The organism is Chryseobacterium sp. R2A-55 (assembly GCF_021401085.1).
Lineage (GTDB): Bacteria > Bacteroidota > Bacteroidia > Flavobacteriales > Weeksellaceae > Kaistella.
Window position 1 is genome coordinate 75,957 of record NZ_JACBFP010000009.1, and the last position, 25,883, is coordinate 101,839.

Sequence of the window (25,883 nt, forward strand, 5' to 3'; positions counted from 1 at the left end):
ACAAAAAAAGGATGCCCAAATTTGGACATCCTTTATGAATTTTAAAGCTTATAATTATTTCTTGATCATAAGTTTATCTGTAAATTTCTCGCCGTTTTTCAATTCGATGTTTAGGATATAGTTTCCATTAACCAGATTCGAAACATTGATTTTTCCTTCAGCAGAAATATTTCCTTTTGCAACAACTCTTCCTGAATGGTCATAAATGCTATAAGAAGCAGCTTCAGCTTTGTTTTTCAACATTACATTGACTTCATTTGTTGCAGGATTTGGATAAATCGCGATATTCTTCACATTTACGTCACCAACTGCCAAGAATTTCTTAATGGAGAAATTGGAAGAATTTAGTGCGAAATAGATGTTATTATCAGCTTTTACCATTAATCTCGCCGAATTCACATCTTCGTTAGGAAGCATAAATGTTGCAGAACCGGTATTTGGAACACTTGCTGCAACTGGATAGAATGTGGCTCCTCCATCTTTTGTCAGGTAAATGGTGACGGTGGAAGTGTTGATGGTTCCGGCATTTGTTCCGGCAACATCCCAAGTTACGGTATATGGCGCCGCTGCATCAACCTGGGTATTGGTAGTCTGCGAAGTCACTTTGAAAGGTCCGTCATTGGTTACGGTTACTTTCATGGTACTTCTTGCAGATTGGTTTCCGGTTGCTTTGTTGTCGCTGACCAATAGTGAAAAGTTCAATGTTCTCGCTACACTTGGAGTTACCTCCCATTTTGGCACCAAATCATTGTTCATGATGGAGGTCATATTGGGGAAATATCTTGATGGAGAAGAAGTGGCAAAGAAAGATCTGTAATTAGGTCCTCCGGTTGCAGTAGAAACTGGTGGTTGCGTGCTGGATTGGTTATCTAATTGTTCCCATAAATAGGTGATTGGATCTCCATCCGGATCGGTTCCCGCTCCTGTCAGCACAAACGCGGTGCTTTTAGGAATGGTATAGTTTGCACCCGCATCTGCGGTTGGAACTCCATTATTGTTAGGTGTTTTTACTGAGCAATCGGATGCTCTTGTGATCACGTTATTGATTTCATTTACACTAGCGGAATGGAAATACGCATCACTGTTATTTTGCACATTGTTTGTTGCGGTGCAAATTCCTGCATAAGCCATAATGGTGGTTCCTCCACCAACTTCAAAAGCAGTCGCGAGGTTTCTGTTTCCTCCGCCACAACTTCCCGTAGTTGCATTGAATGTATGATTCGCTCCAAATTGGTGACCCATTTCATGTGCCACGTAATCAATGTAAAAAACGTCATTAATTGGAGCGGTCAAACCGGTAACTCCACCTGCTTTGCTGGAGCCGCAGATGCACGCCAGATACGCAACACCACCACCTCCGGTAGAGAAGACGTGACCTATATCGTAATTTGCAGATCCGATGACGCTGTTACAAGTCGAGATATTTTGTCCCAGCATGGTGCTTCCATTGTTATTGGTATATGGATCGGTGTTTGGATCCGTATAGATCAAAAGGTCGGTATTTGGAACCATGACCATTGTTACTGAAAGTATTTTCTCATAAACACCGTTTACTCTGGTCATAGCCACGTTCATTGCAGTAAGTGCTTTTGCAACTGTTCCTCCGTGATATATGGTGTATTCTCCTGTTGCTGCCAAAGCAAGTCTATAAGTTCTCATTTTGCCATCTGAAATCAGTGGAGCGTTACTCATAGGCGGTTCTGTGGCGCTCTCTTCAATCAGATGTTCCACATTGCATTCAAAAATCCGGTCATTTACCGGCAAATCTTTTCTTTCATAGAAAATATATTTGGAGTTGTCTTTGGTGTAGCTGTCTAAGTAGCTCACTTTCATTCCGTCAAAATACATGGCGCTCACTCCGGTTTCCGGTGTTACACTAAATCGGACAGAGTTTGCGGGATTGTCTTTTTGAACTCCAATATAAGATCAGATTTCCGGATATTTTGCCTGCAGTTCCGGAGCCATTACTGGTGCTTCGTGTACAAGATATTGCTTGAATTTCCCTTCCGCATTCGGAAAAGTGACCAATTGTCCCGGAGTGTTGGTAAATCTCATAGGAGATTGAGCCAGAACGGCTTTGATCTTGTTCAGATCCAGATTATAAATCGAAAATGAGTTAGGTTTTGTCATTCTCACATTCAGGTCCTTCGTAGGGACCGAGGAAGATTTGGACCAATAGTTTTGTCCAAAACCCCAGATTGCCATCAGGAGGCAAGATAAAAGCGTAATTTTTGTTTTCATAATTACTTGTTTAAAACTGTTATTTATAGTTGATGTTTATTCGCTTTGAACTTACTCTTGAGTGAAGTTTGACCATCACATTTGGTGAAACTCTTGAAGCGCTGCTTCTTTGAGGATCATTAAAAGGTTTCACGTCCACATTTAAAATTCCATTCTTGAGATAAATCTTCAAGATTTCGATATCGTTCGTATTCTTTAATTCTGGCTTAAAAATAAGGTAGGATTCATCCTCTGATATCGTTGGAATAGGGGCCATTCTCCCGCCGCCATTCTCTTGATGGATGATGGCGTAGATTTCATCCATTTTCTTCTGATCGCTGATCAACAAAAATTTCTCCTGGGTTAAAGAATACAGAAAGTGATTCAGGTCTTCAAACTGAATTTCTTGGATGGAGGCTGGCTTCGGTTGATTCATGGATTTATTTTCAGGTGCGGAATCAGTTTCCTTATAGGGTTCTGAAGTTTTTTCGGTATGGGATATTTTATTTTCTGAAATTCTGCTTTTTTCCTGCGTGGATTCGGTCTTCATCTCCGAATTCGTTTCCGCGGAAGGGGATCGGGGATCTTCCTTTCCGGTCTTTGCGCAGGTAATCAAAATGGTCAATATGAAAACAAAAATAAATTTCATGCTTTTTCATCTGTGAGAATTGATAAAAGTAATATTTTTTTATTAAATCGCAAGGTTTTGGTAATAATTTTTTTGAATTAATAGAATTTTTGCCATTTCTTAAAACAAAAAATCCGTTCAAGCAATTGAACGGATCTGTGTTTATTTTAAAAATTCTAGTGACCCAGAACCTCTTTTACTTTATTTGCCGCTTCTTCCAGGGTAATCGCAGAATGTACAGGCAAACCAGAATTGTCAATCAGCTGTTTCGCTTCAACCGCATTTGTTCCCTGAAGACGTACGATTAACGGAACCGGAAGTGAACCCATCGCTTTGTACGCATCCACAACACCTTGTGCCACTCTGTCGCAACGAACGATTCCACCGAAAATATTTATCAGGATGGCTTTTACATTCGGATCTTTAAGGATGATCCCGAAAGCTTTCTGAACTCTTTCCGCATCTGCAGTTCCACCAACATCCAGGAAGTTTGCTGGATTTCCGCCCGAAAGTTTGATGATGTCCATTGTTGCCATTGCCAAACCTGCACCGTTTACCATACAGGCAACGTCACCATCTAGTTTCACGAAGTTCAAACCTGCTTCACCTGCTTCCACGTCAGTTGGATCCTCTTCTCTGGTATCTCTCAGCGCGGCCAAATCTTTGTGACGGAACAATGCGTTGTCGTCCAAAGTCACTTTCGCGTCAACAGCGATAATCTTATTGTCGGAAGTCTTCAACACTGGATTGATCTCGAAAAGTGAGGCGTCAATTCCCACGTAGGCATTATAAAGACTGGTAATAAATTTCGTAAAATCCTTGAAAGCATCTCCGCTCAAACCAAGGTTGAAAGCGATTTTTCTCGCCTGGAAACCTTGCAGTCCAACAGCAGGATCAATTACTTCATTGTGAATCAAATGGGGTGTCACTTCTGCAACATGCTCGATGTCCATTCCACCTTCTGTAGAATACACGATCATATTTTTGCCTTTCGCTCTGTCCAAAAGGATGGAAACGTAAAATTCTTTAGTTTCTGTTGCTCCCGGATAATACACATCTTCTGCAATCAGCACCGAGTTTACCTTTTTACCTTCGGCAGAAGTCTGTGGAGTTACCAACTGCATTCCGATGATGTTTTGGGCATTCTCTTTCAGCTTGTCCATGTTTGGCGAAAACTTTACACCGCCCCCTTTTCCGCGACCACCTGCGTGAACTTGGGCTTTCACTACCCAACCTTCGTTTCCGGTCATTGCTTTTATTTTATTGGCAGCGTCCACTGCTTCGTCCACGTTGTTTGCCACGAAACCGCGCTGAATATTAACGCCATACTTTGCTAAAATCTCTTTTGACTGATACTCGTGAAGATTCATAATATTTTTGTTAGATTTTTTTAAGATTGACAAATTTACGAAAAAGTGGGAAGATGGAAGCGGGAAGATGTAAGTTTTTTAGTGAATCGCTACTTAATCCTTCAAGAAATCCAAATGATTGAAGGAATCAACGGATGGATGTAAGATCATTAAAATGCTATTCCCCGCCAAACCGCAAAAAATACAGTTGCGTAGCGGCGACGGTTTGGTACAAATTGTTTTAGGCAGAAAACAAAGTGATGAAGCTGCAAAATGTTTTAATTGAAAATTTTCATGACCGCAAATCATATTTTGAGATTTTGGGCTTTTTTGGCTTTTCCTTGTCCGTAAAAAAATTTTTGAAGCATTTCAAATCCCTTCAAATCTGCATTATTCTGCAACCTTCCTTCGCTTTTCATAAAAAGTAAGCGCAATTCCAGACAGAATAACTATTCCACCAATAATCTGGCGGGTAACAATTTTCTCATCAACAAAAAACACTGCCAAAAGTGCCGCAAAAGCTACCTGGCTCAACAAAACTAGTGAAACCCTGGTCGCGCGCATCCGTTTCGTGGAATAAGAAATGAGCAGCCACGCAACCAACTGGCATACAATCCCTTGAATCAATAGTGAAACCCATGCCTTTTGTGTAAAGCCAAAAAACTTTTCTCCGAAAACAAGACAAATGAGAAACAGGAAAACCGTACTGAACGACATGCTTATCGACAAAAATGTAACCACATCCATTTTCTGCAAGGTGCTTTTGCTCACTAAGATATAAAGGGCATAAAAAATTCCAGACAAAATCCCCAAAAAGAAGGCGAAATCAAAATTTAGCCGAAAAACCGTGTCAACACCCATGAAAATGACCATGCCAACCAATGCGGAGATTGTACCCAACCAAAACGAAGTTTTCGGGCGGAATTTTAGAAAGACAAGAGAAATCAAACCTACCCAAATCGGCGAAAGATTAGTGAGCAAAGTTGCCTGTGTTACGGAAGAATTCTGAATGGAAACATTCCATACCGCAATGTCAGATGCGAACAAAATCCCGCAGATCAGCAAACCGATGAGTTGCTTTTTGTCTTTTATCTTGATCTTGCCCGAGAAAAACGCAAACGGCAAAACGATGGCCGTTGCAATTGCCATTCGGTAAAATGCGGAACTCAGCCCGGAAGTGAGGTTCATCCGCACCATGACAGGAAAAATGGAAATACAGAGTACTCCGAGAAAAAGAGCGATCCTTGCTTTATTCATAATTAATACATCCTTCCTGCATCCCTACAAATTTTCAACAGATCTTCCGGTATTTTAGAAAAGTAATTCTGCTCGAAATACTCGTCGGAATGGGGGATGTAGATGCTGTATCTTTTCCCCAGTGGAATCAAAGGAATGAAAAACACCTCGAAATACGTTCGGTAAATCATAATAATTGCATTCACCTCAAAACCGTTTCTGTAAATTTTGCGGTTTTCTTTGCCGATGGGTTTTCTGTTGATGCCGAAGATAAAAAACATAGAAAATCCGAAATACAAAGTACAAAGTACGGAATGCGAAATTAAAATTTAGTTTTCACAAAATAGAAAATCAACATTGCCCAGGAAATAATCATCAGCAAACCGCCAAGCGGAGTGATGGGTCCGAGAATTTTCAGGTTCATATTCCAGGCTTCGCTCATGCTCAGGAAGTAGATGCTCACCGAAAAAAGAAACGCACCGACAATCATCAGCATTGAAATCCACTTTTCAGATGAGGTTTCAAATTTCAGGATGTAGCCGACTATTAACAAAAACAGAGCGGCATACATTTGATAACGGACTCCGGTTTCGAAACTCTCGAGTTTTTCAACCGAGATGATTTTCTTTAAAGCGTGCGCACCGAACGCTCCCAATACCACGGAAAGCAATCCGTAAACAGCGCCGAAAATGAGGGTAAGGTTTTTCATTTCTTCTTTAGATTTTTGATTTAGGATTTTAGAATTAACCTGAATTTATTCTATTTCAAATTTCACCTTTTGAATACATGATCACAAGTTTCCCCAAAATACTTATGATTCCAAGGACGATCAGCATCCATGCAAATTTTTTGGAACTTGCGAATCCGGGATTCTTGGTCATTTTCAGGAAAATTCCAAAAAAGAGGAGCGCGATGGCGATGATGATTCCGAACATAATTAGAAGCTTGATTTTTTGAGGTTTATTTTCCGCGCAATTTGTTAAACTCAGCAATCACCTCGTGGTGCGTCACGGTCTTATCTTTGAAATAATTCACGAAATATTGTTTTTCGTCCTCCGTCGCACCGAGTTGGTTTAGAATATTAAAAAGGTGCATTTTCATGTGTCCTTTCTGGATTCCTGTAGTGGTCAATGACCGTAGTGCGGCAAAATTCTGTGCTAATCCCGAAACCGCCAAAATGCTCATCAATTCCTGTGCGGAAGGTTTACCGAGCAAAGCCAAAGAAAATTTCACCAGTGGGTGAAGATTTGTCAATCCTCCTACAACTCCCACAGAAATAGGCAAATCGATCCAGAATCTGAAAATTCCGTTATCAATTGTGCAGTGGGTCAAACTTGAATATTTTCCGTCTTTTGCGGCGTATGCGTGCGCACACGCTTCCGTGGCGCGGAAATCGTTTCCGGTTGCGATGACCACTGCATCGACGCCGTTCATAATTCCTTTGTTGTGCGTAGTGGCACGGAATGGTTCTATTTCCGCAATGGTGACGGCTCGCTTGAATTTGGTGGCAAACTCCTCGTTGGAAATTCCGCTGTCGTCGTTCAGTTCGTTGATTTTGCATGAAACTTCGGCTCTCACAATGCAATCTGGCGTGAAATTCGAGAGAATATTCATCACGATTTGCAGAGAATCTTTTTCTTCCCGTGTGAAATCAGATTCTTTCTCAACCTCCTCTTTCAATGTTTTTCCAAACTGCTCCAGACAGGAGTTGATGAAATTCGCACCCATGGAATCCACCGTGTCAAAACTCGCCTTGAGCTGATAGTAATCCACCATATCCGCGGTTTTGTCGATCAATCGGATGTTGAGAATTCCGCCGCCACGATTCCTCATATTCTTAGTGATGTCTTCAGTGGCTTCAAAAAGTTTTTGCTTCAATTTGAAATTGAAAAAATGCAGCAGTTTATGGGGTTCAACTTTAAAAATAAAATGGGTGTGCCCCAATTTTTTCGTATTGATAATGGTGGTTTTAAAGCCACCTCTCGTTAACCAGAATTTTGCCGACTTGGATGCGGCTGCAACCACCGAACTTTCTTCAACAGCCATTGGCAGCGCCAAAAGTTTGCCGTCAATTAAGAAATTCGGGGCGATTCCATAGGGCATATAAAAATTGGAAATGGTGTTTTCTGAGAATTCCTCATGCAGCTTCTGAAGGGTTGCATCTTCATTCCAATATTGCTGTAAAATCTGTTCGTAGCTTCGGTCTTCATTAAGATATTCCTTGACGAGCCAATCGATTTTTCTTTGTTTCGTCAATTTGGAAAATCCTTCAACGGGACTGTGATTCATATTGAAAATTTTAGAAAGGTAAAGGTAGGGAAAAAGTAGGAAGATAGCGGATGGAATACCCAATAAAAAACCGAAACATTTAAAACTAGAGGTTTCGGTTTACTATCGTTTTAGTATTTGATTTAAGCTTCCAACTGGCTGCCCAAGTATTCCCATTCCTGCAAAGCCAGATCCAACTCTTCTTTTTTGGAATTGTATTTTTCTAAGGTTTCTTCTGATGGATTTTCGTGGGCAAAACTTGTCTCAAACTTTTCGATTTCGATTTCTAATGTTGAAATCTTTTCTTCCACTTTTTTAATCCTGTTTTGAATATTTTTTTGCTCCTTGCTCTGGAATTGTTTTGGACCGGATTTCATTTCCTCTCTTATAATCGGTTTTTCTTCAACTGCAGGAACTTCATTTCGCATTTCAGAAAGTTTTGATTTCTCGGCGGAAATCTCGCGGATGCTTTCTTTTTGTCTGAATTCCAGATACTCGTTGATGTCGCCTAAAAATTCCTTCATCCTTCCGTCTCTGAACTCGAAAATCTTGTCGCAAAGTCCCTGCAAAAATTCACGGTCGTGGGAAATCACAATTAAGGTTCCCTCAAATTTCTGTAAAGCGAGTTTGATGATTTCTTTGGACTGAATATCGAGGTGGTTTGTAGGTTCGTCCATAATCAGCGTGTTGAAAGGTCGCAACAAAAGTTTACACAACGCCAGACGATTTCTTTCGCCACCGGAAAGGACTCGGGTTTTCTTCGTTACATCATCGCCTTGGAACAAGAAGCTTCCCAGTAAATCGCGGACTCTTGGTCTGGTTTCCTCGGTAGCGGCGTCTTCGGCTTCTTCCAAAACGGTTTTGTTCGGGGAAAGTACCTCTTCCTGATTTTGTGCGAAATAACCGATGTTTACATTGTGGCCAAGATTCCATTCGCCAAAATAATCTTTGATTTCACCGGCTAGAATTTTGGCTAAAGTAGTTTTTCCCTGACCATTCTGTCCGAGTAAAGCGATTCTCGCTCCACGTTCTACAAAGAAATCCACCTTGTCAAAAACCTGTTTTTTACCATAGGATTTTCCAAGATTCTTTGCCTCGAAAATGACTTTTCCGGGGACTACCGACTGCACGAAACGGATATTGAATTTGGAGACATCGTCATTGTCAATTTCAATTCTCTCTATTTTTTCCAACTTTTTAATTAAAGATTGGGCGAAAGATGCTTTGGTTGCAGAAGCACGGAATCGGTTGATGTTGTCCTCCATCTGCTTGATTTCAGCGTCCTGGTTTTTCTTGGCTTGGGTTAGTTTTTCTTTTCGTTCTTTACTTAATTCAAGGTATTTGGAATAATTGGCTTTGTAATCGTCAATTTTTTTATTGTTGATGTCGAAAGTTCGGTTACAAACGGAAGTCATGAATTGCTTGTCGTGGCTTACCAAAACGATGGAGCCGGGATAATCTTTCAGGAAATCTTCGAGCCAGATGATGGATTCCATGTCCAGGTGGTTCGTAGGTTCGTCCAGCAGCATCAAGTCGTTTTTCTGCAATAAGAGTTTGGCCAGCTCAATCCGCATTCTCCAACCACCAGAGAATTCGTCGGTAATTTTGTGGAAATCGTCTGCTTTAAAACCTAATCCTAACAGGACTTTTTCCACATCGCCTTCTAAATTATAGGCATCGTGATGCATCAGCAGATCGTTTAATTCCGTCATTCGGTGGATCAGATTCTCATAAGCATCACTTTCGTAATCGGTTCTGGTTGCCAATTGGTGGTTCACTTCATCCAGTTCGTGCTTCATGGCATTAATTTGTTCGAAGGCCTGCAAAGTCTCGTTCCAAACCGTTCTTCCTTTCACGAAGTCCAAATCCTGCTTTAAGAAACCTATGGTGATATTTCCTTCAGGAACGATACTCCCTTCATAGAAATTAATCTCTCCTGAAAGCATTTTCAGTAGAGTGGATTTTCCGGCACCGTTTTTTCCCACCAAACCGATTTTATCATCTTTTTTAATGGTGAAACTGACATTTTGAAAAAGATAATTTCCGGAGTGATGAAGACCTAAACCCTGAACTGAGATCATGAATAATTATTAATGAAAGGTGATTGAATTTCGAGGTGCAAAAGTACACAAAGTATTTTGAACAGTATCTGTAAAAAAAACCTACCGAATAAATTCGGTAGATCCTAAAAACACAAATGATGAAAAAAAATTTATTCTTGGCTATAGAAAGCCTTTGAACGAGACAAAGATTGGATATTTTTTTGATACTACAAAATTTTTTCAGTTATTTTTCAATATTAACTTTAAGTAATTTTGTAAGTGCCACATTGACAATGTGCACGCCGGGAGACATGCGTATCACTCGGATTCCGAAATCCTCATGTCGGAATTTTGGCGGATTTTAAAGATGCGAAAATTATTAAATGAACCAAAATAGCTTTAGTTTTTAATAAATACAGGTATTTTTTAAAAAGGAATCATTTTTTCGTGGTTATTATATCACAAAATTGTGTAAATTTGGAAAGTTTGTGCTGATTTGATATTTTTGAGTCTGCTCATTTGAACTTTGTAATCATGAAGAAATGCATTAATCTGTATTGTTTTGATGCATTTTTGCGATGGCGCGCAAAAAATCATTAATCCCCTCAGTACCCATTTTGATAATTTTAGAATTCACATATTTTATTAACCTAAATCAATTTTGATTATGAAAAAATCAGTACTAATTTCCTTTCTTGTTCTATTGGGATCGGGAGTGACGGCGGAATCTGCTGCACAGCAGGCTAAGTCGAAATCAATCAGGTCGGTTCAGACCGCGAATGTGGCCACCGCGAATCGGGGCAATCTTAATCTTTCCGAGACGGAGATTGTGGAAAAAAGAGCTCAAAATGTGAAGCATTTCCGGAACTCAGATGGAACATTTACCGCTCAGATTGGCGGAAACTATCACTACAAAGATGCTCAGGGAAAATGGCAGGATATTAACCTGAATATTCAGGCATCTAACAGTGGGTTTAGCAATGTGACCAATGAGGTCAAAAGTTTTTTCCCGAAGAATGCTGCGTCGACTTCCGGGGTGAAAATGCAGCTTCCGAATGGCGATCAGTTTGTATGGTGGAAGAATCAGCAAATCAAGATTGGAGGTCAGATTTATAAGCCCACCGCCGCAAATGGTACCGTAAAGAATGAGAAACTTACTTACAGCAATCTGTACAATAAGATCTCTGAAGAATTTGTCATTTTGGAGAACGGTATGGAGAACAACATTATTCTTCATTCCAAAACTCCAGAAATTGAAGCTCTTTCTCCAAATTCCGCAATGGAGTTTAGTTATTTCATCCCTCTTCAAAACAGTTGGAAGATAATGAACGCTGATGGACAACAGATGACTTCTAACTTTACCAGTTCCAATTTCTCAGTTCAGTTATCGGGTCAGGACAGCAATATTTACTTTGGGAAAACCATAGTATTCGATAATGCGATTTCAAGAGATGAGGCTATGAAGTTAAACTTCCCTGTCGAAAAAATCACTTCCGGTGAGAAAACGCAATTGGATCAGCACGCTTTATTGCTTTCGTATCAAATTCAATTCTTGAACGGTGGTGTTCAGGTGACCACAGCGCTTCCGGCATCATGGTTGAAGGCAAATCACCGCAGTTACCCGATTACTATAGACCCTGAAGTTACGGTCACTCCAACTGGTGCCGCTGGTACTTTTTATGGCGCATTAACACATTGGTACGGTTATCAGCGGCATGCAACTGTTTATTTGCAATCAGAGATCGGTGTATATGGAACGATAACTGATATCGAATACAATTCCACCAATGCCGGAACCGCAGGGAGCAGACCAACGAAAGTATATATGAAGACCACTTCCAATTCTGTTTTGGCTGCAGATGCATGGAATTCTTCCAACTATACCGGTGGTGCACAACTATGCCTAGACGCCAATACTGACCAAGGAAATACCGCGGGCTGGAAAAAATTAACCTTAACAACTCCATTCAATTACGACCAGGGAAATCTGGTGGTAATGGTGTACGACGCGTGGGGCGGAGGTGGTGCAACCAAGCATTATAACCAAGCCAATGGAACAGCTTTCAGTAACAGGCAGGCCTATAAAAGGACGGATAATACTGATCCGGGCGATGCATCTGCTTTGGCACTTGAAAACAGGGTTTCCGAAATCCGGATAACCTATATTCCTACTGCAGCATGTACAACTTTGCCGGCATCAGTAACCGCTACAAGCAGTGTGTCCAATACTTGTCCAAGCAATCCTTTCACCCTTACTGCTAGTGGGCTTCCTATAGAATCAGGTTTAAGTATTCAGTGGCAGCAATCAACTGATGGCGGAACGAATTGGACCAATTTAGGTACACCGCAAACGGGATCGACCTATCTTGTTAGTGCGGGCATCACTTCAAACACCCAATTCAAGGCAACAATAACCTGCGTTCCGAGTAGTGCGCAAGTAATCTCATCTGTGGTCAACGTAACGGTAAAGCCTATCTCACAGTGCTATTGTACTAATGCAATCCCATTCCAGTGTAATGATGGAGATCTGATCACCAATGTAACCATTGGTACTATTAACAATAATTCCAGTTGCAGTACTTCAACTGGTGGCTATTCAGATTACACCACATCTGGTCCGTCAACCGATTTAGTGAGGGGAGCCACAGTTCCAATTTCAGTAACCGTCGGACCTTCAGGTGATGGTTGGCTTTACGAATCTGTGGGTGCATGGATAGACTATAATCAAAATGGCATATTTGAAGCATCCGAACTTACTGTAATCGGAACCGGACTGAATCAGGCGATCAATGGAAATATTACCATTCCCGGTACAGCACTTTTGGGTCCAACGAGGATGAGGGTGATGGTTTTGGCTTCCCAAAATCCCGTCTCTCAAGAATATGCTTGCGGACCAATTGCTGCCAATAATCCTTTTGGAGAGATGGAAGATTACACGGTAAATATTGTTTCCACAATGGCGACCAATGAAGCAAATGAAATGAAAGCGGTGCAGATTTATCCAAACCCTGCCAATACAGAATTGTTTGTGGATTTGGCAAACCAGAAAAATGGTTCTTTGGAAATATATACGGCAGATGGTAGATTTGTGATCAGTTACGATCTAAGTTCCAAAGTTAACAAGTTAGATGTTTCTAAACTGGAACCTGGAATGTACATGGTAAAAATTACATCTGGCGAAGGAGTAGTGACCAGAAAATTAATGAAAAAATAACATTAAATCAATTAACTAAAAAAGCGGTCGGAAATTTCCGGCCGCTTTTGTTATTTTAAATCATTTTTTATTCTGTCGGTCTGAAAACCAAGCCACTCTCCTCAAAATAATCCAGAGTAATCCGGTCCCCATCATTCACCTTTCCGGCAAGGATCTCTTTTGAGAGTTTGTTCAAAACTTCCTGCTGCAAAACTCGCTTCAGTGGTCTGGCTCCGAAACTTGGATCATAGCCTTTTTGTGTGATATAATCGATCGCATCTTCTGTCGCGGTCATATAGATTCCCCGCTTTTCGAGCATTTTATTAAAGCTGTTCAGCTGGTAATGCACAATCTTGCCAATCTCTTTTTTGTTTAAAGGCTGGAACAGCACGGTTTCATCAATTCTGTTTAAAAATTCCGGGCGCAAAGTCTGTTTCAGCAGTCCAAACACCTCTTCCTTGGTTTTTTCAATGACGTCATCCGGAACATTGTCGTCCTTGTCACGAACTGCCAAATCAAAATTTTCTTGAATTAAATGCGAACCGAGGTTGGAAGTCATGATGATGATGGAATTCTTGAAATTCACCACCCTGCCTTTATTATCGGTGAGTCTTCCGTCATCCAAAACCTGAAGCAAAGTATTGAACACATCGGGATGCGCTTTTTCAATTTCGTCTAAAAGCACCACTGAATAGGGTCTTCTTCTCACAGCTTCGGTCAGTTGACCGCCTTCTTCATAGCCAATATATCCTGGAGGAGCACCGACCAGACGCGAAACCGAGTGTCTTTCCTGGTACTCGCTCATGTCGATTCTGGTCATGTTGTTCTCATCATCGAACAAAAATTCAGCGAGCGCTTTTGCCAGCTCGGTTTTTCCTACGCCGGTTGTTCCAAGAAAAAGAAAACTTCCGATTGGTTTTTTCTCGTCATTCAGGCCTGCTCTGTTTCTGCGGATCGCGTCTGCCACCGAAGTGATCGCTTCATCCTGTCCCACAACTCTTTTGTGCAGTTCGTCTTCCAGGTGTAGGAGTTTTTCTCTTTCACTCTGGATAAGTTTTGTGACTGGAATTCCTGTCCATTTTGAGATGACTTCCGAAATGTTTTCCGCCGTGACCTCTTCCTTAATCAGTTCATTCTGATGGTTTTGCATTTCCATTTCCAGTTTTTCCAGATCGGCTTCTTTTTCTTTGATTTTCCCGTACTGTATTTCGGCCACCTTTGCGTAATCACCGGCTCTGGAAGCTCTTTCTGCTTCCAGTTTGAGGGCTTCAATGTCCTTTTTAATGGCGGTTAAGTCCTCAGATTTTTGTTTTTCTTTGAGCCATTTGGCATTAATTTCATTTCGTTCCTCAGAGACTTTTGCGATGTCTTCTTTGAGATGCTGCACTTTCACGTCGTTTCCTTCCCTTGAAATCGCAGCCAGCTCAATTTCCATCTGCATCAGTTTGCGATCCAGAACATCCAGTTCTTCAGGTTTTGAGTTGATTTCCATTCTCAATTTTGCTGAAGCTTCATCAATCAGGTCGATGGCTTTGTCTGGTAAAAACCGGTCTGAAATATATCTTTGAGACATTTCCACCGCGGCAATAATCGCTTCGTCTTTGATTCTGACTTTGTGGTGGGATTCATATTTATCCTTAATTCCACGAAGAATGGAAATCGCACTTTCCATGTCTGGTTCTTCCACCATCACTTTTTGGAATCTTCTTTCCAGTGCTTTGTCTTTTTCGAAATATTTTTGATATTCATTTAGAGTTGTAGCTCCAATCGCACGGAGTTCACCTCGTGCCAAAGCGGGTTTCAGGATGTTGGCAGCATCCATGGCTCCTTCACCGCCACCTGCGCCGACTAAGGTGTGGATCTCGTCAATGAAAAGAATGATCTGTCCGTCTGATTTAATCACTTCGTTGATCACGGATTTTAGTCGTTCTTCGAATTCGCCTTTGTATTTTGCTCCAGCGATCAGTGCTCCCATATCTAGTGAATACAGGGTTTTGTCCATCAGGTTTTCCGGGATGTCGCCGGAAATAATACGGTGTGCGATTCCTTCTGCGATTGCGGTTTTTCCTACTCCCGGTTCGCCAATCAGAATCGGGTTGTTTTTGGTGCGTCTGGAAAGAATCTGCAGTACCCTTCGGATTTCTTCATCGCGTCCGATTACCGGATCCAGTTTTCCTTCAGCAGCGAGTTCGTTGAAATTTTTTGCGTATTTGTTAAGACTTTGGTAGGTTTCTTCGGAGCTGGCTGAGGTTGCTTTCGAGCCTTTTCTCAGTTCTTTGATGGCGGTTTCCAGGCCTTTTTTGGTGACTCCCATATTTTTCAGCATTTGTGAAACTTCTGAGTTCACTTCAAAAAGGGAGAGCCAGAGATGCTCGATGGTTACGAATTCATCACCCATTTTTTTGGCGATATTTGGAGCGTCCAGGAGGATTTTATTGGCGGTTTGTGATAAATAGATATTGCCGCCTTCCACTTTTGGGAGTTTTTCCAGGTTTTCGCGGTTGCGTTCTCTTACCAGATTAAGTTCTGCCTCTGATTTTTTCAGCAGAAATTCCGAAATGCTGTCATCTGCTTGAAAAATACCTTCAAGTAAATGTTGCGGTTCAATACTTTGGTTGCCGAATTCCATAGCAATTTGCTGTGCTTTTTGGATGGCTTCCTGTGATTTTACAGTGAATTGGTTTAAGTTCATATTTTATAGTGGTAATTTTTAATTTTGGAAAAAACACTAAGAACCCACACAAATTTACTGATGAATTCTTAATGTTCCTATCAATCATTTTTTAATTCTGAAAACATTAACACAAAGATTATTCTTTTTAACATTTAAGGCAATATCCGGTCAAAATTTCCGATTCGATCCTTTTTTCATGGATTTTGTAAGACAAATTTTCCGAAATCAGGATGGTGAGTAGGTGGCTCAAAAGAGAAATTTTCTGGAACCTAAAAATATATTATCTTTGTTAACACTCATTTTAAGATTGACTCACCCCAGATAACATGCACCATTTTTATCCATTAAAAGCTATAAAAGTTCGTAAGGAAACGAACGATTCCGTCCATATCGCCTTTGAAATTCCACAAAACCTCAAAAATGAATTTTCATTCAAGCAGGGACAGTACTTAAACTTAAGACTTGTTCTTGGTGATGAGGATTTGCGACGGTCATATTCTATCATTAATGCTCCCACAGAAGGAAATTCCGAGCTGGAAATTCTGGTGAAACATTTGGATGGCGGAAAAGTCTCCACCTATCTGAATAATGATTTAAAATTGGGCGACACCGTGGAAGTAATGGCGCCGATGGGTCATTTCTACACCAATTATCATCCATCCAATGAGAAAACTTATGTAGGACTTGCTGCAGGAAGTGGGATTTCCCCGGTGCTTTCCAACTTGAAGGAAGCGCTTTATCAGGAACCGAAAAGTGATGCGTATCTTTTCTTTAGCAACAAAAGTTCTGCCCATATTATTTTTAAAAAGGAAATCGATGAACTGGCCGAAAAGTTTGCCGGAAGACTGAAAGTAATCTACCTCCTTTCCCGCGAAAAACATTTTGAAGACGAGCTTTTTGAAGGCAGGATTACCGCTGAAAAACTGGAGCGTCTGTTTGCGAGGTTTGCGGAAATTCCAGTTCAGGGTGCCACTTATTTTACCTGTGGACCATCAGAAATGATCAAGGGCATCTCGGATTATCTGAAAAATGACAAAAAAGTGCCGTCACTTCAAATCATGTACGAATATTACGCCGCTCCCGATGATGAAGAAAATTCCGAGATGAGTGACGAGTTCAAAGCGATACCGAATCTGGAAAGCATGGTGACTGTAATTATTGATGACGATGAGTATTCGTTTCATTTGAATTCAAAGAAAAACAGTATCTTAGATCAGGCTATCCAAGAAAAGCTTCCGGTTCCTTTCGCATGCAAAGGCGGAGTTTGCTGTACCTGCAAAGCGCAAGTGATGGAAGGTGAGGTTTTCATGGAAAAGAATTTTGCGCTCACCGATGATGAGGTCGCAAAAGGATATGTACTTACCTGTCAGTGTCACCCAACCACTAATGTGGTGATGCTGAATTACGACGTTTAATTTGAGGGTCTTATGAGTCTGAGTGACATCTGGGATTTTCTGAAAAAGAGATGTTATGAAATTACGTTTAAAGAAAATAAAACTAAAAGCAACGCAACCTATGACGAATTGGAAATTTGCCTCGCTCATCGAGGTGGACAAAGAATACCGGGTAGAAGGGCTGAATATCTGGAACCATTACTGGCATTGCAGCGAGCGCAAAATTGAAGTTCGCGATCCGTTTGAAGGACATGTTTATTTTTTTAATGAATACGAAATACAGACCCCGGAAAAAAAAATAAATTTCGTGGCAGGTGATTTCAGCAACGGTCAAATCGGGATTTACACAAAAGACGAATTAAGCGATCAGAAGCTATAAGATCTGAAAAACCTATAAACAACCCTCGATTAGATGGAACATTTAGAAAAGTTTATTGAATACGTACAGGCAGAAAATAAAGTCGAGCCAAAAGACATGATGCCCGATGATTACCGCAAATTGCTGGTTCGCCAGATTTCTCAGCACGCCCATTCGGAAGTGGTGGGAATGCTCCCGGAAGCAAACTGGATTTCCAGGGCACCTTCTTTGCGAAGAAAAATGGCGCTTTTGGCAAAAATTCAGGATGAAGCGGGACACGGACTCTACCTTTATGCGGCTACGGAAACCTTGGGTAATGGCGAAATTGCCGCAGACCGGGATTTCACCTATAATGATATGCTTTCCGGAAAGGCAAAGTATTCCAGCATTTTTAATTATCCGGCTCTTTCCTGGGCGGATATCGGTGCGATCGGTTGGTTGGTGGATGGAGCTGCGATCATGAACCAGGTTATGCTCATGGGAAATTCTTACGGCCCCTATTCCAGGGCGATGGTGAGGATTTGCAAAGAAGAATCCTTCCACCAAAGACAGGGGTATGAAATTTTAATGACGCTTTGTCGTGGAACAAAGGAACAGAAAGATTTGGCTCAGGAAGCTTTGAACCGTTTTTGGTGGCCGGCTTTGATGATGTTTGGGCCCAATGACGAGCACTCGCCGAATTCAAAAAAATCCATGAACTATCGGGTGAAAAGGGAAAGCAATGATTCTTTAAGACAAAGATTTATAGATGTCACCGTTCCGCAGGCAGAATTTCTCGGCTTGAAAATTCCAGATGAACAATTAAAATGGAATGAGCAGCGAGGTCACTATGATTTTGGAGATTTACCCTGGGACGAATTCATGGAGGTTCTAAAAGGAAATGGACCTTGCAACAAAAAACGTTTGGAAACAAAACGGAAAGCGCAGGAAGAACATTCATGGGTGAAAGAAGCGGCGATAGCGTTTGCGAAAGCAAATATTTAATGAGTTTAAACCGCAATAATCAATGTTCTCTGAAAATTTACAACCTTAGCTTAAAACCCTTATGATTTGGAACGGTCGCAATGATGGAACAGATATCCTCGCTCAAAGAATTTTCCAGAAAGTTTCTTTGGAAAGTGACTATGATGTCATTTCACCGAAAGATTTCGTTTTGCACGGATTTGCGGTGGATGAAGGCGTTCGGAGAAATCAAGGAAGAGTCGGCGCAAAAGATGCTCCGGATATCATCCGAAAAAGCATGTCCAGTTTTCCGGTCACCAATCCGGAATTTGTCTTAAAGGATTTCGGGAACGTTTACTGCGAAGATGGTGATCTGGAAAAATCGCAAAACGAATTGGCTGAAAAAGTTGCCAAAGCTTTGACCCGAAAAGCAAAATCCATCGTTTTAGGAGGCGGTCATGAAGTTACCTTTGCGCATTATTCAGGAATCCGAAAAGCATTTCCGGATAAAAAAATCGGAATCATCAACATTGATGCTCATTTTGATAACCGCGAACCGGAAAACGGTTTGGGGAGTTCCGGAACAGGATTTTGGCAAATTGCTCAGGAAGCGGAGATTCATTCACTCCATATCGGGATTCAGCGGAATTCAAATACCCTGAAGCTTTTCGACACGGCTCATCAGTTCGGGATGAAATATATTCTCGCAGACGAACTTTTTTTCGACAGGCTTTCTTATATATATGAACAGATTGATTTGCTTCTGGAAAAGGTAGACGTGCTTTATCTGACCATTTGCATGGATGTGTTCAATGTCGCTATTTCGCCGGGGGTTTCTGCACTGGCTTACAACGGAATTTTTGCCGATTCCACTTTTATGCATTTCTTTAAACATATCCTGAAGTCCAAAAAATTAGTGGGGATTGATGTGGCGGAAGTGAATCCTACTTTTGACATTCAGGAAAGGACCGCCAGATTGGCGGGTTCTTTGGTCAATGAATGGTTCTTGATGTAAGTACGGTAAAGCCTGTTTTTCCTTAGATTTTTTTTGTTTAATTTAGTTTTACTGCTCTACAGGTTATTTTGGGAGGATTTAATGATGTGAAATTGCTGGATTTTAGCCCAATTATTTCCTTTCCTTAATGAATAGCATTTTTTTTCTGATAAATGCAGTTTTTCGAATAAATGATGGAAGCCTTGATGAATACGGAGTTAAAAGTGTTTTGAATTTAGAGATATTTGGTTTTTATAGCACAAAATATGCATATTTGATTTTGTCATATCCAAAATATTTGTATTTTAGGGAATTCAATTTTTTATTAACCAAATTAATTTTTTATGAAGACAAAATTACCTTTTTTCATGATGGCTTTGTTGCCGTCCGCAGGTTTTGGTCAGTCTGTTGCTAAAACAACAGTGAAAACACCTACAGCGCAGCATTCAGCTGTAAAGGCGGCACAGTTTTCTAAAGCAACTAAGTCGCCCTTAGCGTATTGTACTCCTGCATTAGATTGTACCGATGGAGACTTAATCACCAATGTTACCATTGGAACGATTAACAACACCACTACCTGCGGAGCGAATGGTTACTCTGATTTTACTGCCATGCAGACCAATGTTACACCTGGAACTAACGCAGCAATTTCTGTGACAGTTGGGACAGGATTTGCATATGAAAATGTAACCGCTTGGGTTGACTGGAACAAAAATGACACTTTTGAACCTTCGGAATTTACCGCTATTGGAAACCGAAATGGAAATCCGACAGGTCAGGTGATCAATAATAATATTCCGATTCCGGCAGGAACTGCTTCCGGCAGTTACAGACTTCGTGTTAGAGTTGCGGCGGTTTCATCCAACGCTGCTTCAGACCCAACAAAAGCTTGCGACGAAGCTCAGGGATTTGGTGAGACTGAAGATTACACGTTAGTTGTTCCTGCAACCGGCTGTCTGACCGCACCAAATGGTCAGTATCCATCTGCCACGTTTACTCCGGTATGTGCTGGATCAGTCCAAAATGTGACTACGATTGCATGGACCGGTGAATACTCCAAAGTGAACTTGACTGGTGGAGTTGCCTATACTTTCTCGTCCTCAGTGCCTACGCATTTTATCACCATCAGCGACGAAGCGGGAACTACTACTTTGGCAGCAGGAACTGGACCGGTTGTTTATACTCCATCTGCATCAGGCGTAGTGAGATTTTACACACACTTAAGCAGCAATTGCGATTTTGCGAACACCAGCCACACCAGAGCGGTGATGTGCGGAACCCCGCCTACCAACTGCGCGGATTTCAAAGTGGTTTCCAACAACCTGGAAAATGGATTATTTTTCGGTGGAGCAACTGCGCAAAAACTAGCGATGGACATCCCGGTTGCGTCAAGCAATATTACGGTTTACGGTTTGGAACCAACTGTAGTAGGAACGGCAACTACATTTAGTTTCACTTTCTATAGTGACAATGCAGGTGTTCCTGGAACTCAACTGTTTACTCGAACTGGTACTATTGCAGAAAGTACAGTGACTGGAACCAACTTTGGATATGAGTTTATTAAATATAAAGTAATGTTTAATTCACCTGTTGATTTCGCCGCCAATACCAAATATTGGATTGAGGTAACTACTGACGCAGTTGCTTGGGAATCAAGAACCGGTGGAACCCTTGGTTCATTAGATGCTTTTTCCAACACCAGTACATCAGGAGTATGGACTACAGGAACTGGCAACTATGTGTTCAATTTGGTTTGCACCGCTTTAGGTGTAAATGATATCGCTAAGTCAGCATTCAATTATTATCCGAATCCAGTGAAGGGATATCTAAACATCGACTCTAAACAAAAAGTGGAGGTGGTACACGTTTATAACGTAGCAGGTCAAAAAATGCCGGTTTCAACTCAATTGGTTGACGGAAAAATCGACATGAGCAGATTGGCTCCTGGAGTTTATATCGTGAGCACGATCTTGGAAGGAGGAAGAAATGAATCTTTCAAAGTAGTGAAACAATAAATCCAACCCAAAATAGCAAGAACGACCCGGAATTTTCCGGGTCTTTTTTTATGCCGATTTTTTCCAGATTCAGGCAAAAGTCTTTTGAAATTATTTTTGCGTTGATAATGGGTTAACAGAAAAAATGTATCTAGGTTTATCTGTAAATGGTGCCCGTTTTATGCTTTATTTCGTAAATTTGCCATCTGGAAAGTTATCCAATTATGATCAAAAAAAGTTCAAATCGTAAAGAATTTTATATATTTGCACCAATTAACAAATAATTAAAAATAAATATTATGTCAGACATTGCATCAAGAGTAAAAGCTATCATTGCTGATAAACTCGACGTTGAGGAAACAGAAGTAACTCCAGAAGCTAGCTTCACTAATGATTTAGGAGCTGATTCATTGGATACTGTAGAATTGATCATGGAATTCGAAAAAGAATTCAATATCCAAATTCCAGATGACCAAGCAGAAAAAATTACTACTGTAGGACACGCTATTGCTTACATCGAGGAAGTAGTGAACAAATAATATTCTATCAAAAGAAGCAATAATTTATGGAATTAAAAAGAGTAGTTGTAACCGGTTTTGGCGCGATCACGCCCATTGGAAACAATGCGAATGAATTCTGGGAAAACCTTGTGAAAGGTGAGAGCGGAGCGGCTCCGATTACTCTTTTTGATGCCTCCAACTTCAAGACCAAATTTGCCTGCGAAGTGAAAGGCTTTGATCCACTGAATCATTTCGACAAGAAAGAGGCGAAAAAAATGGATCGTAACACCCAGTTCGGAATAGTTGCGGCAAGAGAAGCTGTAGCCCATTCAAGAATTCTGGAAAATGAACTTGACAAAAATCGGGTAGGGGTAATCTGGGGTTCCGGGATTGGTGGTTTGGAGACATTTGAAACTGAAGTTTTGGGTTGGGCAAATACTGAGATCCCTAGGTTTAATCCTTTCTTTATTCCGAAAATGATTGCGGATATCACCGGCGGTCAAATTTCTATTGAATACGGATTCCATGGACCCAATTATACCACAGTTTCTGCCTGTGCTTCTTCAGCAAATGCAATCATTGATTCCAAAATGCTGATTCAGCTTGGGAAAGCAGATGTAATTGTTTGTGGAGGCTCCGAAGCAGCAGTCACGGCAAGTGGAGTAGGTGGCTTTAATGCCATGATGGCGCTCTCCACCAGAAACGATAGTCCGAAAACCGCTTCCAGACCTTTCGATAAAGACCGGGACGGATTCGTCCTTGGCGAAGGAGCGGGATGCATTATTCTGGAAGAATATGAACATGCCGTAAAACGCGGCGCCACTATTTATGCCGAATTGAAAGGCGGCGGAATGAGTGCGGATGCCTATCACATGACAGCTCCACATCCTGAAGGTTTGGGAGCTTATCTCGTAATGAAGAACTGTCTGGAAGACGCCAATATAACAGCCGATGAGGTGGACCACATTAATATGCACGGTACCTCCACGCCATTGGGTGATATTGCAGAATCCAATGCCATTTCCAAGTTACTGGGAGAACATGCTTTTGACATTCAGATCAATTCCACCAAATCCATGACCGGACATTTGCTGGGAGCTGCGGGAGTAGTAGAAGCGATCGCGGCATTGAAAACGATTGTTCACAAAATAGTACCGCCTACCATCAACCATTTCACCGATGATGAAAGAATTGACAGCAGGCTGAATTTTACCTTTAATCACGCAGTGGAGAAAGATGTAAATATTGCGATGAGCAACACGTTCGGTTTTGGCGGACATAATGCCTGCGTACTTTTTACGAAAATTTAAGAAGCAATTTACATGGAGTTAAAGAAGTACTTTTCTAGATTCCTGACCCAAAGAAAAAAAACGCTATCGGAAAAAGATTATTATCTAAGCAACGAAATCAGTAAAATAACCGGTGTCGCCGTACAGAACATCAATCTTTACCGGGAAGCATTTTCCTTAAAAACTTCGTCGAAAAACAAGAAAAACAAAAATTACGAAAGACTCGAGTTTTTGGGAGATTCTGTTTTGGGCGCAATCATCTCAAGTCATCTGTTCGCTATTTATCCCAATGAAAACGAGGGATTTCTCACCCAGATGAAATCCAAAATCGTGAACCGGAAAAACCTCAATAAATTGGGTGAAGAACTTGGTCTCACCAAATTTCTTCAGAATGACCATCCGTGTGCGCTCAGTGAAAACATCACCGGAAATCTTTTTGAAGCATTGATCGGTGCAATCTATTTGGATCTGGGCTACGAGCTGTGCAGAAGCGTAGTGCTGGATCGGTTGCTAACGCCAAACTCCATCAATAAGCTTGAAAAGAAAATTGTGAGCTACAAAGGTTTGCTGCTGGAGTGGAGCCAGAAAAAGAAAACCATCATCAGATACGAAACCTTTGAGGAACTTCAGCCCAACAGGAATCTCGTTTTCAGATGTCATGTTTGGTTGGAAGAGGAAAAAATCACCAACGCCACCGAAACATCCAAGAAAAAGGCGGAAGAAAAAGCGGCACAGCGCGCCTTTTATATCTTAAACAAAAAAGAAAATATCCTTGAAATCCCAAAAGCTATTACTTGACATTGAATATGAAGATGAAGAAATCACATTAGGATTGGTGCGGCTTGCAAAACAGGTTCCGGATTTCGAGTTTTTCTACCACGTCAATGCGCTGAATTCTTTTAAGTTTTCACGGATTTCAGATTTCAGTTTTCAGGGAAGCTATTTTGATTATCAATTTCCGAGATTTCAGGCATTTCACTGTGATTCCAAGGTGTGCATCCAGTTCATTGCCAATAGATCCTGCCAAAGTATTCAAAAGAAATTTTCAAACGAATTGTTTTCCTCGGAAAACGAAACCAAATATCTGTTGGAACAATATGAGGATGTGGATTATCTCATCCGGACTTCCGAGCCGTTTGACGATTTTTCATTAATTTTGCTCCCTGAACATTTAACGTTCAAAACCCAGGGCTTTCGGTTAAGCCCGGAAGAAGAGTTTTATCAGCTCATCCAATATTATGAATAAATACATAAAAAAAACAAAAATCATCGCCACATTGGGTCCGGCTTCTTCAGACAAGGAGACCATGATAGACCTGATTAATGCAGGCGTAGATGTTTTCAGAATAAATTTTTCCCACGCAGATTACGACTTGGTTCGAAAAAACGTGGAAACCATCCGTGAAATAAATAAAGAACTTGGTCGTTCAACGAGTATTCTCGGGGATTTGCAGGGACCGAAGCTCCGAGTAGGCGTGGTGAAAGAAGGATCTTACCTCAATCCGGGAGATGTTTTGACTTTTACCAATGAAAAAATAGAGGGGGATTCCAAAAGAGTCTATATGACTTACCAGCAATTCCCGCAGGATGTGAAAGTGGGTGAAAGAATCTTGATCGACGATGGGAAACTGGTTCTGGAGGTCATCGAAACCAACGAAAAAGACACCGTAAAAGCTAGAACCATTCAAGGTGGACCTTTGAGCTCAAAAAAAGGGGTTAACCTTCCGAATACCAATGTTTCACTTCCTGCATTGACGGAAAAAGACATTGAAGATGCCAATTTCATCCTTGATTTGGAGTTGGACTGGATCGCACTTTCTTTTGTCCGCCATGCGCAAGATATCATTGATCTAAAAGAGCTCATTGCGAAGCATCCGAAAGGGAAAAAATTCAAAACTCCCATTATTGCCAAAATTGAAAAACCAGAAGGCGTTAAAAATATCGAGCAAATCTTGCAAGAATGTGACGGTTTAATGGTCGCTCGTGGAGATTTGGGTGTTGAAGTTCCCATGGAGGAAGTTCCGGCCATCCAGAAAAATCTGGTTGAAAAAGCCAGAAGGTTCGCCAAACCGGTGATCATTGCTACCCAAATGATGGAAACAATGATTAACAGCTTGACCCCGACGAGAGCTGAGGTAAACGACGTGGCGAATTCCGTTCTCGATGGAGCGGATGCGGTAATGCTTTCAGGCGAAACTTCAGTAGGTAGATATCCTGTGGATGTGGTGAAAAATATGGCGAAGATTGTGAAGAACATCGAGCAAACGCATTTTTATCAAAACGAAAACGCTCCTATTGAAAGGGAATTCAACTGTATCGATGAGCGTTTCATCACGAATAGAATCTGCCTTGCCGCAGTGCGTATTGCAAAAACCACCAATGTGGAAGCAATCATCACGCTGACTTATTCAGGATACACGGCGTTTCAGATTTCGGCACACCGCCCGAATTCCAATATCATTATCTACAGTTCCAACAAGCGTGTGATTACGATGCTGAACCTTCTTTGGGGAGTTCGGGCCTATTATTACACGTCCAACAAATCGACTGATGAAACCATTGTCGAAGTCAATGAACTGACCTTGAAGTATGGTTATGTGGAATATAACGATTTCGTGATCAACCTGAATGCGATGCCGGCAAACGAAAGCGGAAAAACAAATACATTAAGGTTGACCACCATTTAATTTTTTTCGAAAACACACTCCGCTTAGTACGGAAATGAAAATGAGTTTGATTTTGTTTGGCGAAAATTTCATTCCAACTGTTTGTGTTTCAGAAAAATTTTGTACTTTTGCACCT

Annotated in this window: 22 protein-coding genes; 11 read left to right on the plus strand and 11 right to left on the minus strand. The window is 41.1% G+C overall.

What is annotated here, in order from left to right; genetic code table 11:
* Window positions 1-54 precede the first annotated feature (54 nt).
* The 10 genes from L0951_RS10565 to L0951_RS10610 all read right to left on the minus strand — a co-directional run bounded on the left by L0951_RS10565 (window position 55) and on the right by L0951_RS10610 (window position 9,782).
* Window positions 55-1,827, minus strand: coding sequence for a reprolysin-like metallopeptidase (locus tag L0951_RS10565; RefSeq protein WP_234111230.1), 1,773 nt, complete (start codon window positions 1,825-1,827; stop codon window positions 55-57).
* A gap of 99 nt (window positions 1,828-1,926) precedes the next feature.
* A complete protein-coding gene (locus tag L0951_RS10570; protein ID WP_234111231.1) occupies window positions 1,927-2,241 on the minus strand; it encodes a hypothetical protein in 315 nt (104 codons plus the stop codon).
* Window positions 2,242-2,260: 19 nt separating this feature from the next.
* Window positions 2,261-2,869: a hypothetical protein gene (locus L0951_RS10575; protein ID WP_234111232.1), complete on the minus strand. Its 609-nt coding sequence runs from the start codon at window positions 2,867-2,869 to the stop codon at window positions 2,261-2,263.
* A 155-nt stretch (window positions 2,870-3,024) separates the two neighbouring features.
* The gene (gene sucC / locus L0951_RS10580; RefSeq protein WP_234111233.1) at window positions 3,025-4,218 is read right to left on the minus strand and encodes an ADP-forming succinate--CoA ligase subunit beta; all 1,194 of its coding nucleotides are present in this window, start codon (window positions 4,216-4,218) and stop codon (window positions 3,025-3,027) included.
* 369 nt (window positions 4,219-4,587) lie between these two features.
* On the minus strand, window positions 4,588-5,457 hold the full coding sequence (locus L0951_RS10585) for a DMT family transporter (protein ID WP_234111300.1): 870 nt from the start codon (window positions 5,455-5,457) through the stop codon (window positions 4,588-4,590).
* A complete protein-coding gene (locus L0951_RS10590) occupies window positions 5,457-5,714 on the minus strand; it encodes a hypothetical protein (protein WP_234111234.1) in 258 nt (85 codons plus the stop codon). The genes L0951_RS10585 and L0951_RS10590 overlap by 1 nt, the downstream gene beginning before the upstream one ends.
* A 41-nt stretch (window positions 5,715-5,755) precedes the next feature.
* A complete protein-coding gene (locus L0951_RS10595; RefSeq protein ID WP_234111235.1) occupies window positions 5,756-6,142 on the minus strand; it encodes a DUF423 domain-containing protein in 387 nt (128 codons plus the stop codon).
* Between the two features lie 55 nt (window positions 6,143-6,197).
* Complete coding sequence (locus L0951_RS10600) at window positions 6,198-6,368, minus strand: hypothetical protein (protein WP_234111236.1); 171 nt, start codon at window positions 6,366-6,368, stop codon at window positions 6,198-6,200.
* A 25-nt stretch (window positions 6,369-6,393) separates the two neighbouring features.
* Entirely contained in the window at window positions 6,394-7,767 is a 1,374-nt protein-coding gene (locus tag L0951_RS10605; RefSeq protein ID WP_317207202.1) for a hydroxymethylglutaryl-CoA reductase, degradative, read from the minus strand.
* Between the two features lie 77 nt (window positions 7,768-7,844).
* Window positions 7,845-9,782, minus strand: coding sequence for an ABC-F family ATP-binding cassette domain-containing protein (locus tag L0951_RS10610; protein WP_234111238.1), 1,938 nt, complete (start codon window positions 9,780-9,782; stop codon window positions 7,845-7,847).
* Window positions 9,783-10,410: 628 nt separating this feature from the next.
* Here L0951_RS10610 and L0951_RS10615 point away from each other — a divergent pair.
* On the plus strand, window positions 10,411-12,957 hold the full coding sequence (locus L0951_RS10615; protein WP_234111239.1) for a T9SS type A sorting domain-containing protein: 2,547 nt from the start codon (window positions 10,411-10,413) through the stop codon (window positions 12,955-12,957).
* 67 nt (window positions 12,958-13,024) lie between these two features.
* Here L0951_RS10615 and clpB read toward each other — a convergent pair whose 3' ends face one another.
* A complete protein-coding gene (gene clpB, locus L0951_RS10620; RefSeq protein ID WP_234111240.1) occupies window positions 13,025-15,628 on the minus strand; it encodes an ATP-dependent chaperone ClpB in 2,604 nt (867 codons plus the stop codon).
* A 308-nt stretch (window positions 15,629-15,936) separates the two neighbouring features.
* On the opposite strand from clpB, the gene L0951_RS10625 reads away from it, so the two are divergent.
* From L0951_RS10625 to pyk, 10 genes are all read left to right on the plus strand, one after another.
* Window positions 15,937-17,025, plus strand: a complete 1,089-nt coding sequence (locus L0951_RS10625; RefSeq protein WP_234111241.1) for an FAD-binding oxidoreductase — start codon at window positions 15,937-15,939, stop codon at window positions 17,023-17,025.
* 55 nt (window positions 17,026-17,080) lie between these two features.
* Entirely contained in the window at window positions 17,081-17,383 is a 303-nt protein-coding gene (locus L0951_RS10630) for a hypothetical protein (protein ID WP_234111242.1), read from the plus strand.
* 33 nt (window positions 17,384-17,416) lie between these two features.
* Window positions 17,417-18,346 (plus strand): 1,2-phenylacetyl-CoA epoxidase subunit PaaA, encoded by a 930-nt coding sequence (paaA, locus tag L0951_RS10635; RefSeq protein ID WP_234111243.1) that lies wholly within the window; start codon window positions 17,417-17,419, stop codon window positions 18,344-18,346.
* Between the two features lie 61 nt (window positions 18,347-18,407).
* Window positions 18,408-19,319 carry a formimidoylglutamase gene (gene hutG, locus L0951_RS10640; protein WP_234111244.1) on the plus strand — a complete coding sequence of 304 codons (912 nt, stop codon included), beginning with the start codon at window positions 18,408-18,410 and terminating at the stop codon, window positions 19,317-19,319.
* Window positions 19,320-19,642: 323 nt separating this feature from the next.
* Window positions 19,643-21,313, plus strand: coding sequence for a GEVED domain-containing protein (locus L0951_RS10645; protein ID WP_234111245.1), 1,671 nt, complete (start codon window positions 19,643-19,645; stop codon window positions 21,311-21,313).
* 278 nt (window positions 21,314-21,591) lie between these two features.
* A complete protein-coding gene (locus L0951_RS10650; RefSeq protein WP_002976354.1) occupies window positions 21,592-21,831 on the plus strand; it encodes an acyl carrier protein in 240 nt (79 codons plus the stop codon).
* Window positions 21,832-21,857: 26 nt separating this feature from the next.
* Window positions 21,858-23,102, plus strand: coding sequence for a beta-ketoacyl-ACP synthase II (gene fabF / locus L0951_RS10655; protein ID WP_234111246.1), 1,245 nt, complete (start codon window positions 21,858-21,860; stop codon window positions 23,100-23,102).
* A 12-nt stretch (window positions 23,103-23,114) separates the two neighbouring features.
* Window positions 23,115-23,879, plus strand: a complete 765-nt coding sequence (rnc, locus tag L0951_RS10660; RefSeq protein ID WP_234111247.1) for a ribonuclease III — start codon at window positions 23,115-23,117, stop codon at window positions 23,877-23,879.
* Entirely contained in the window at window positions 23,854-24,327 is a 474-nt protein-coding gene (locus L0951_RS10665) for an IPExxxVDY family protein (protein WP_234111248.1), read from the plus strand. The genes rnc and L0951_RS10665 overlap by 26 nt, the downstream gene beginning before the upstream one ends.
* Entirely contained in the window at window positions 24,320-25,768 is a 1,449-nt protein-coding gene (gene pyk, locus L0951_RS10670) for a pyruvate kinase (RefSeq protein ID WP_234111249.1), read from the plus strand. Before L0951_RS10665 ends, pyk begins: the two co-directional genes overlap by 8 nt.
* Window positions 25,769-25,883 lie beyond the last annotated feature (115 nt).

Excerpts from the sequence above, each read along its gene's own strand:
- clpB (WP_234111240.1), bottom strand. The coding sequence starts at position 15,628 with ATGAACTTAAACCAATTCACTGTAAAATCACAGGAAGCCATCCAAAAA.
- L0951_RS10595 (WP_234111235.1), bottom strand. The coding sequence starts at position 6,142 with ATGAAAAACCTTACCCTCATTTTCGGCGCTGTTTACGGATTGCTTTCC.
- L0951_RS10615 (WP_234111239.1), top strand. The coding sequence starts at position 10,411 with ATGAAAAAATCAGTACTAATTTCCTTTCTTGTTCTATTGGGATCGGGA.
- L0951_RS10625 (WP_234111241.1), top strand. The coding sequence starts at position 15,937 with ATGCACCATTTTTATCCATTAAAAGCTATAAAAGTTCGTAAGGAAACG.
- L0951_RS10575 (WP_234111232.1), bottom strand. The coding sequence starts at position 2,869 with ATGAAATTTATTTTTGTTTTCATATTGACCATTTTGATTACCTGCGCA.
- paaA (WP_234111243.1), top strand. The coding sequence starts at position 17,417 with ATGGAACATTTAGAAAAGTTTATTGAATACGTACAGGCAGAAAATAAA.
- hutG (WP_234111244.1), top strand. The coding sequence starts at position 18,408 with ATGATTTGGAACGGTCGCAATGATGGAACAGATATCCTCGCTCAAAGA.
- L0951_RS10645 (WP_234111245.1), top strand. The coding sequence starts at position 19,643 with ATGAAGACAAAATTACCTTTTTTCATGATGGCTTTGTTGCCGTCCGCA.
- L0951_RS10650 (WP_002976354.1), top strand. The coding sequence starts at position 21,592 with ATGTCAGACATTGCATCAAGAGTAAAAGCTATCATTGCTGATAAACTC.
- sucC (WP_234111233.1), bottom strand. The coding sequence starts at position 4,218 with ATGAATCTTCACGAGTATCAGTCAAAAGAGATTTTAGCAAAGTATGGC.
- rnc (WP_234111247.1), top strand. The coding sequence starts at position 23,115 with ATGGAGTTAAAGAAGTACTTTTCTAGATTCCTGACCCAAAGAAAAAAA.
- L0951_RS10600 (WP_234111236.1), bottom strand. The coding sequence starts at position 6,368 with ATGTTCGGAATCATCATCGCCATCGCGCTCCTCTTTTTTGGAATTTTC.
- L0951_RS10630 (WP_234111242.1), top strand. The coding sequence starts at position 17,081 with ATGAAATTACGTTTAAAGAAAATAAAACTAAAAGCAACGCAACCTATG.
- pyk (WP_234111249.1), top strand. The coding sequence starts at position 24,320 with ATGAATAAATACATAAAAAAAACAAAAATCATCGCCACATTGGGTCCG.
- L0951_RS10590 (WP_234111234.1), bottom strand. The coding sequence starts at position 5,714 with ATGTTTTTTATCTTCGGCATCAACAGAAAACCCATCGGCAAAGAAAAC.
- fabF (WP_234111246.1), top strand. The coding sequence starts at position 21,858 with ATGGAATTAAAAAGAGTAGTTGTAACCGGTTTTGGCGCGATCACGCCC.
- L0951_RS10610 (WP_234111238.1), bottom strand. The coding sequence starts at position 9,782 with ATGATCTCAGTTCAGGGTTTAGGTCTTCATCACTCCGGAAATTATCTT.
- L0951_RS10570 (WP_234111231.1), bottom strand. The coding sequence starts at position 2,241 with ATGAAAACAAAAATTACGCTTTTATCTTGCCTCCTGATGGCAATCTGG.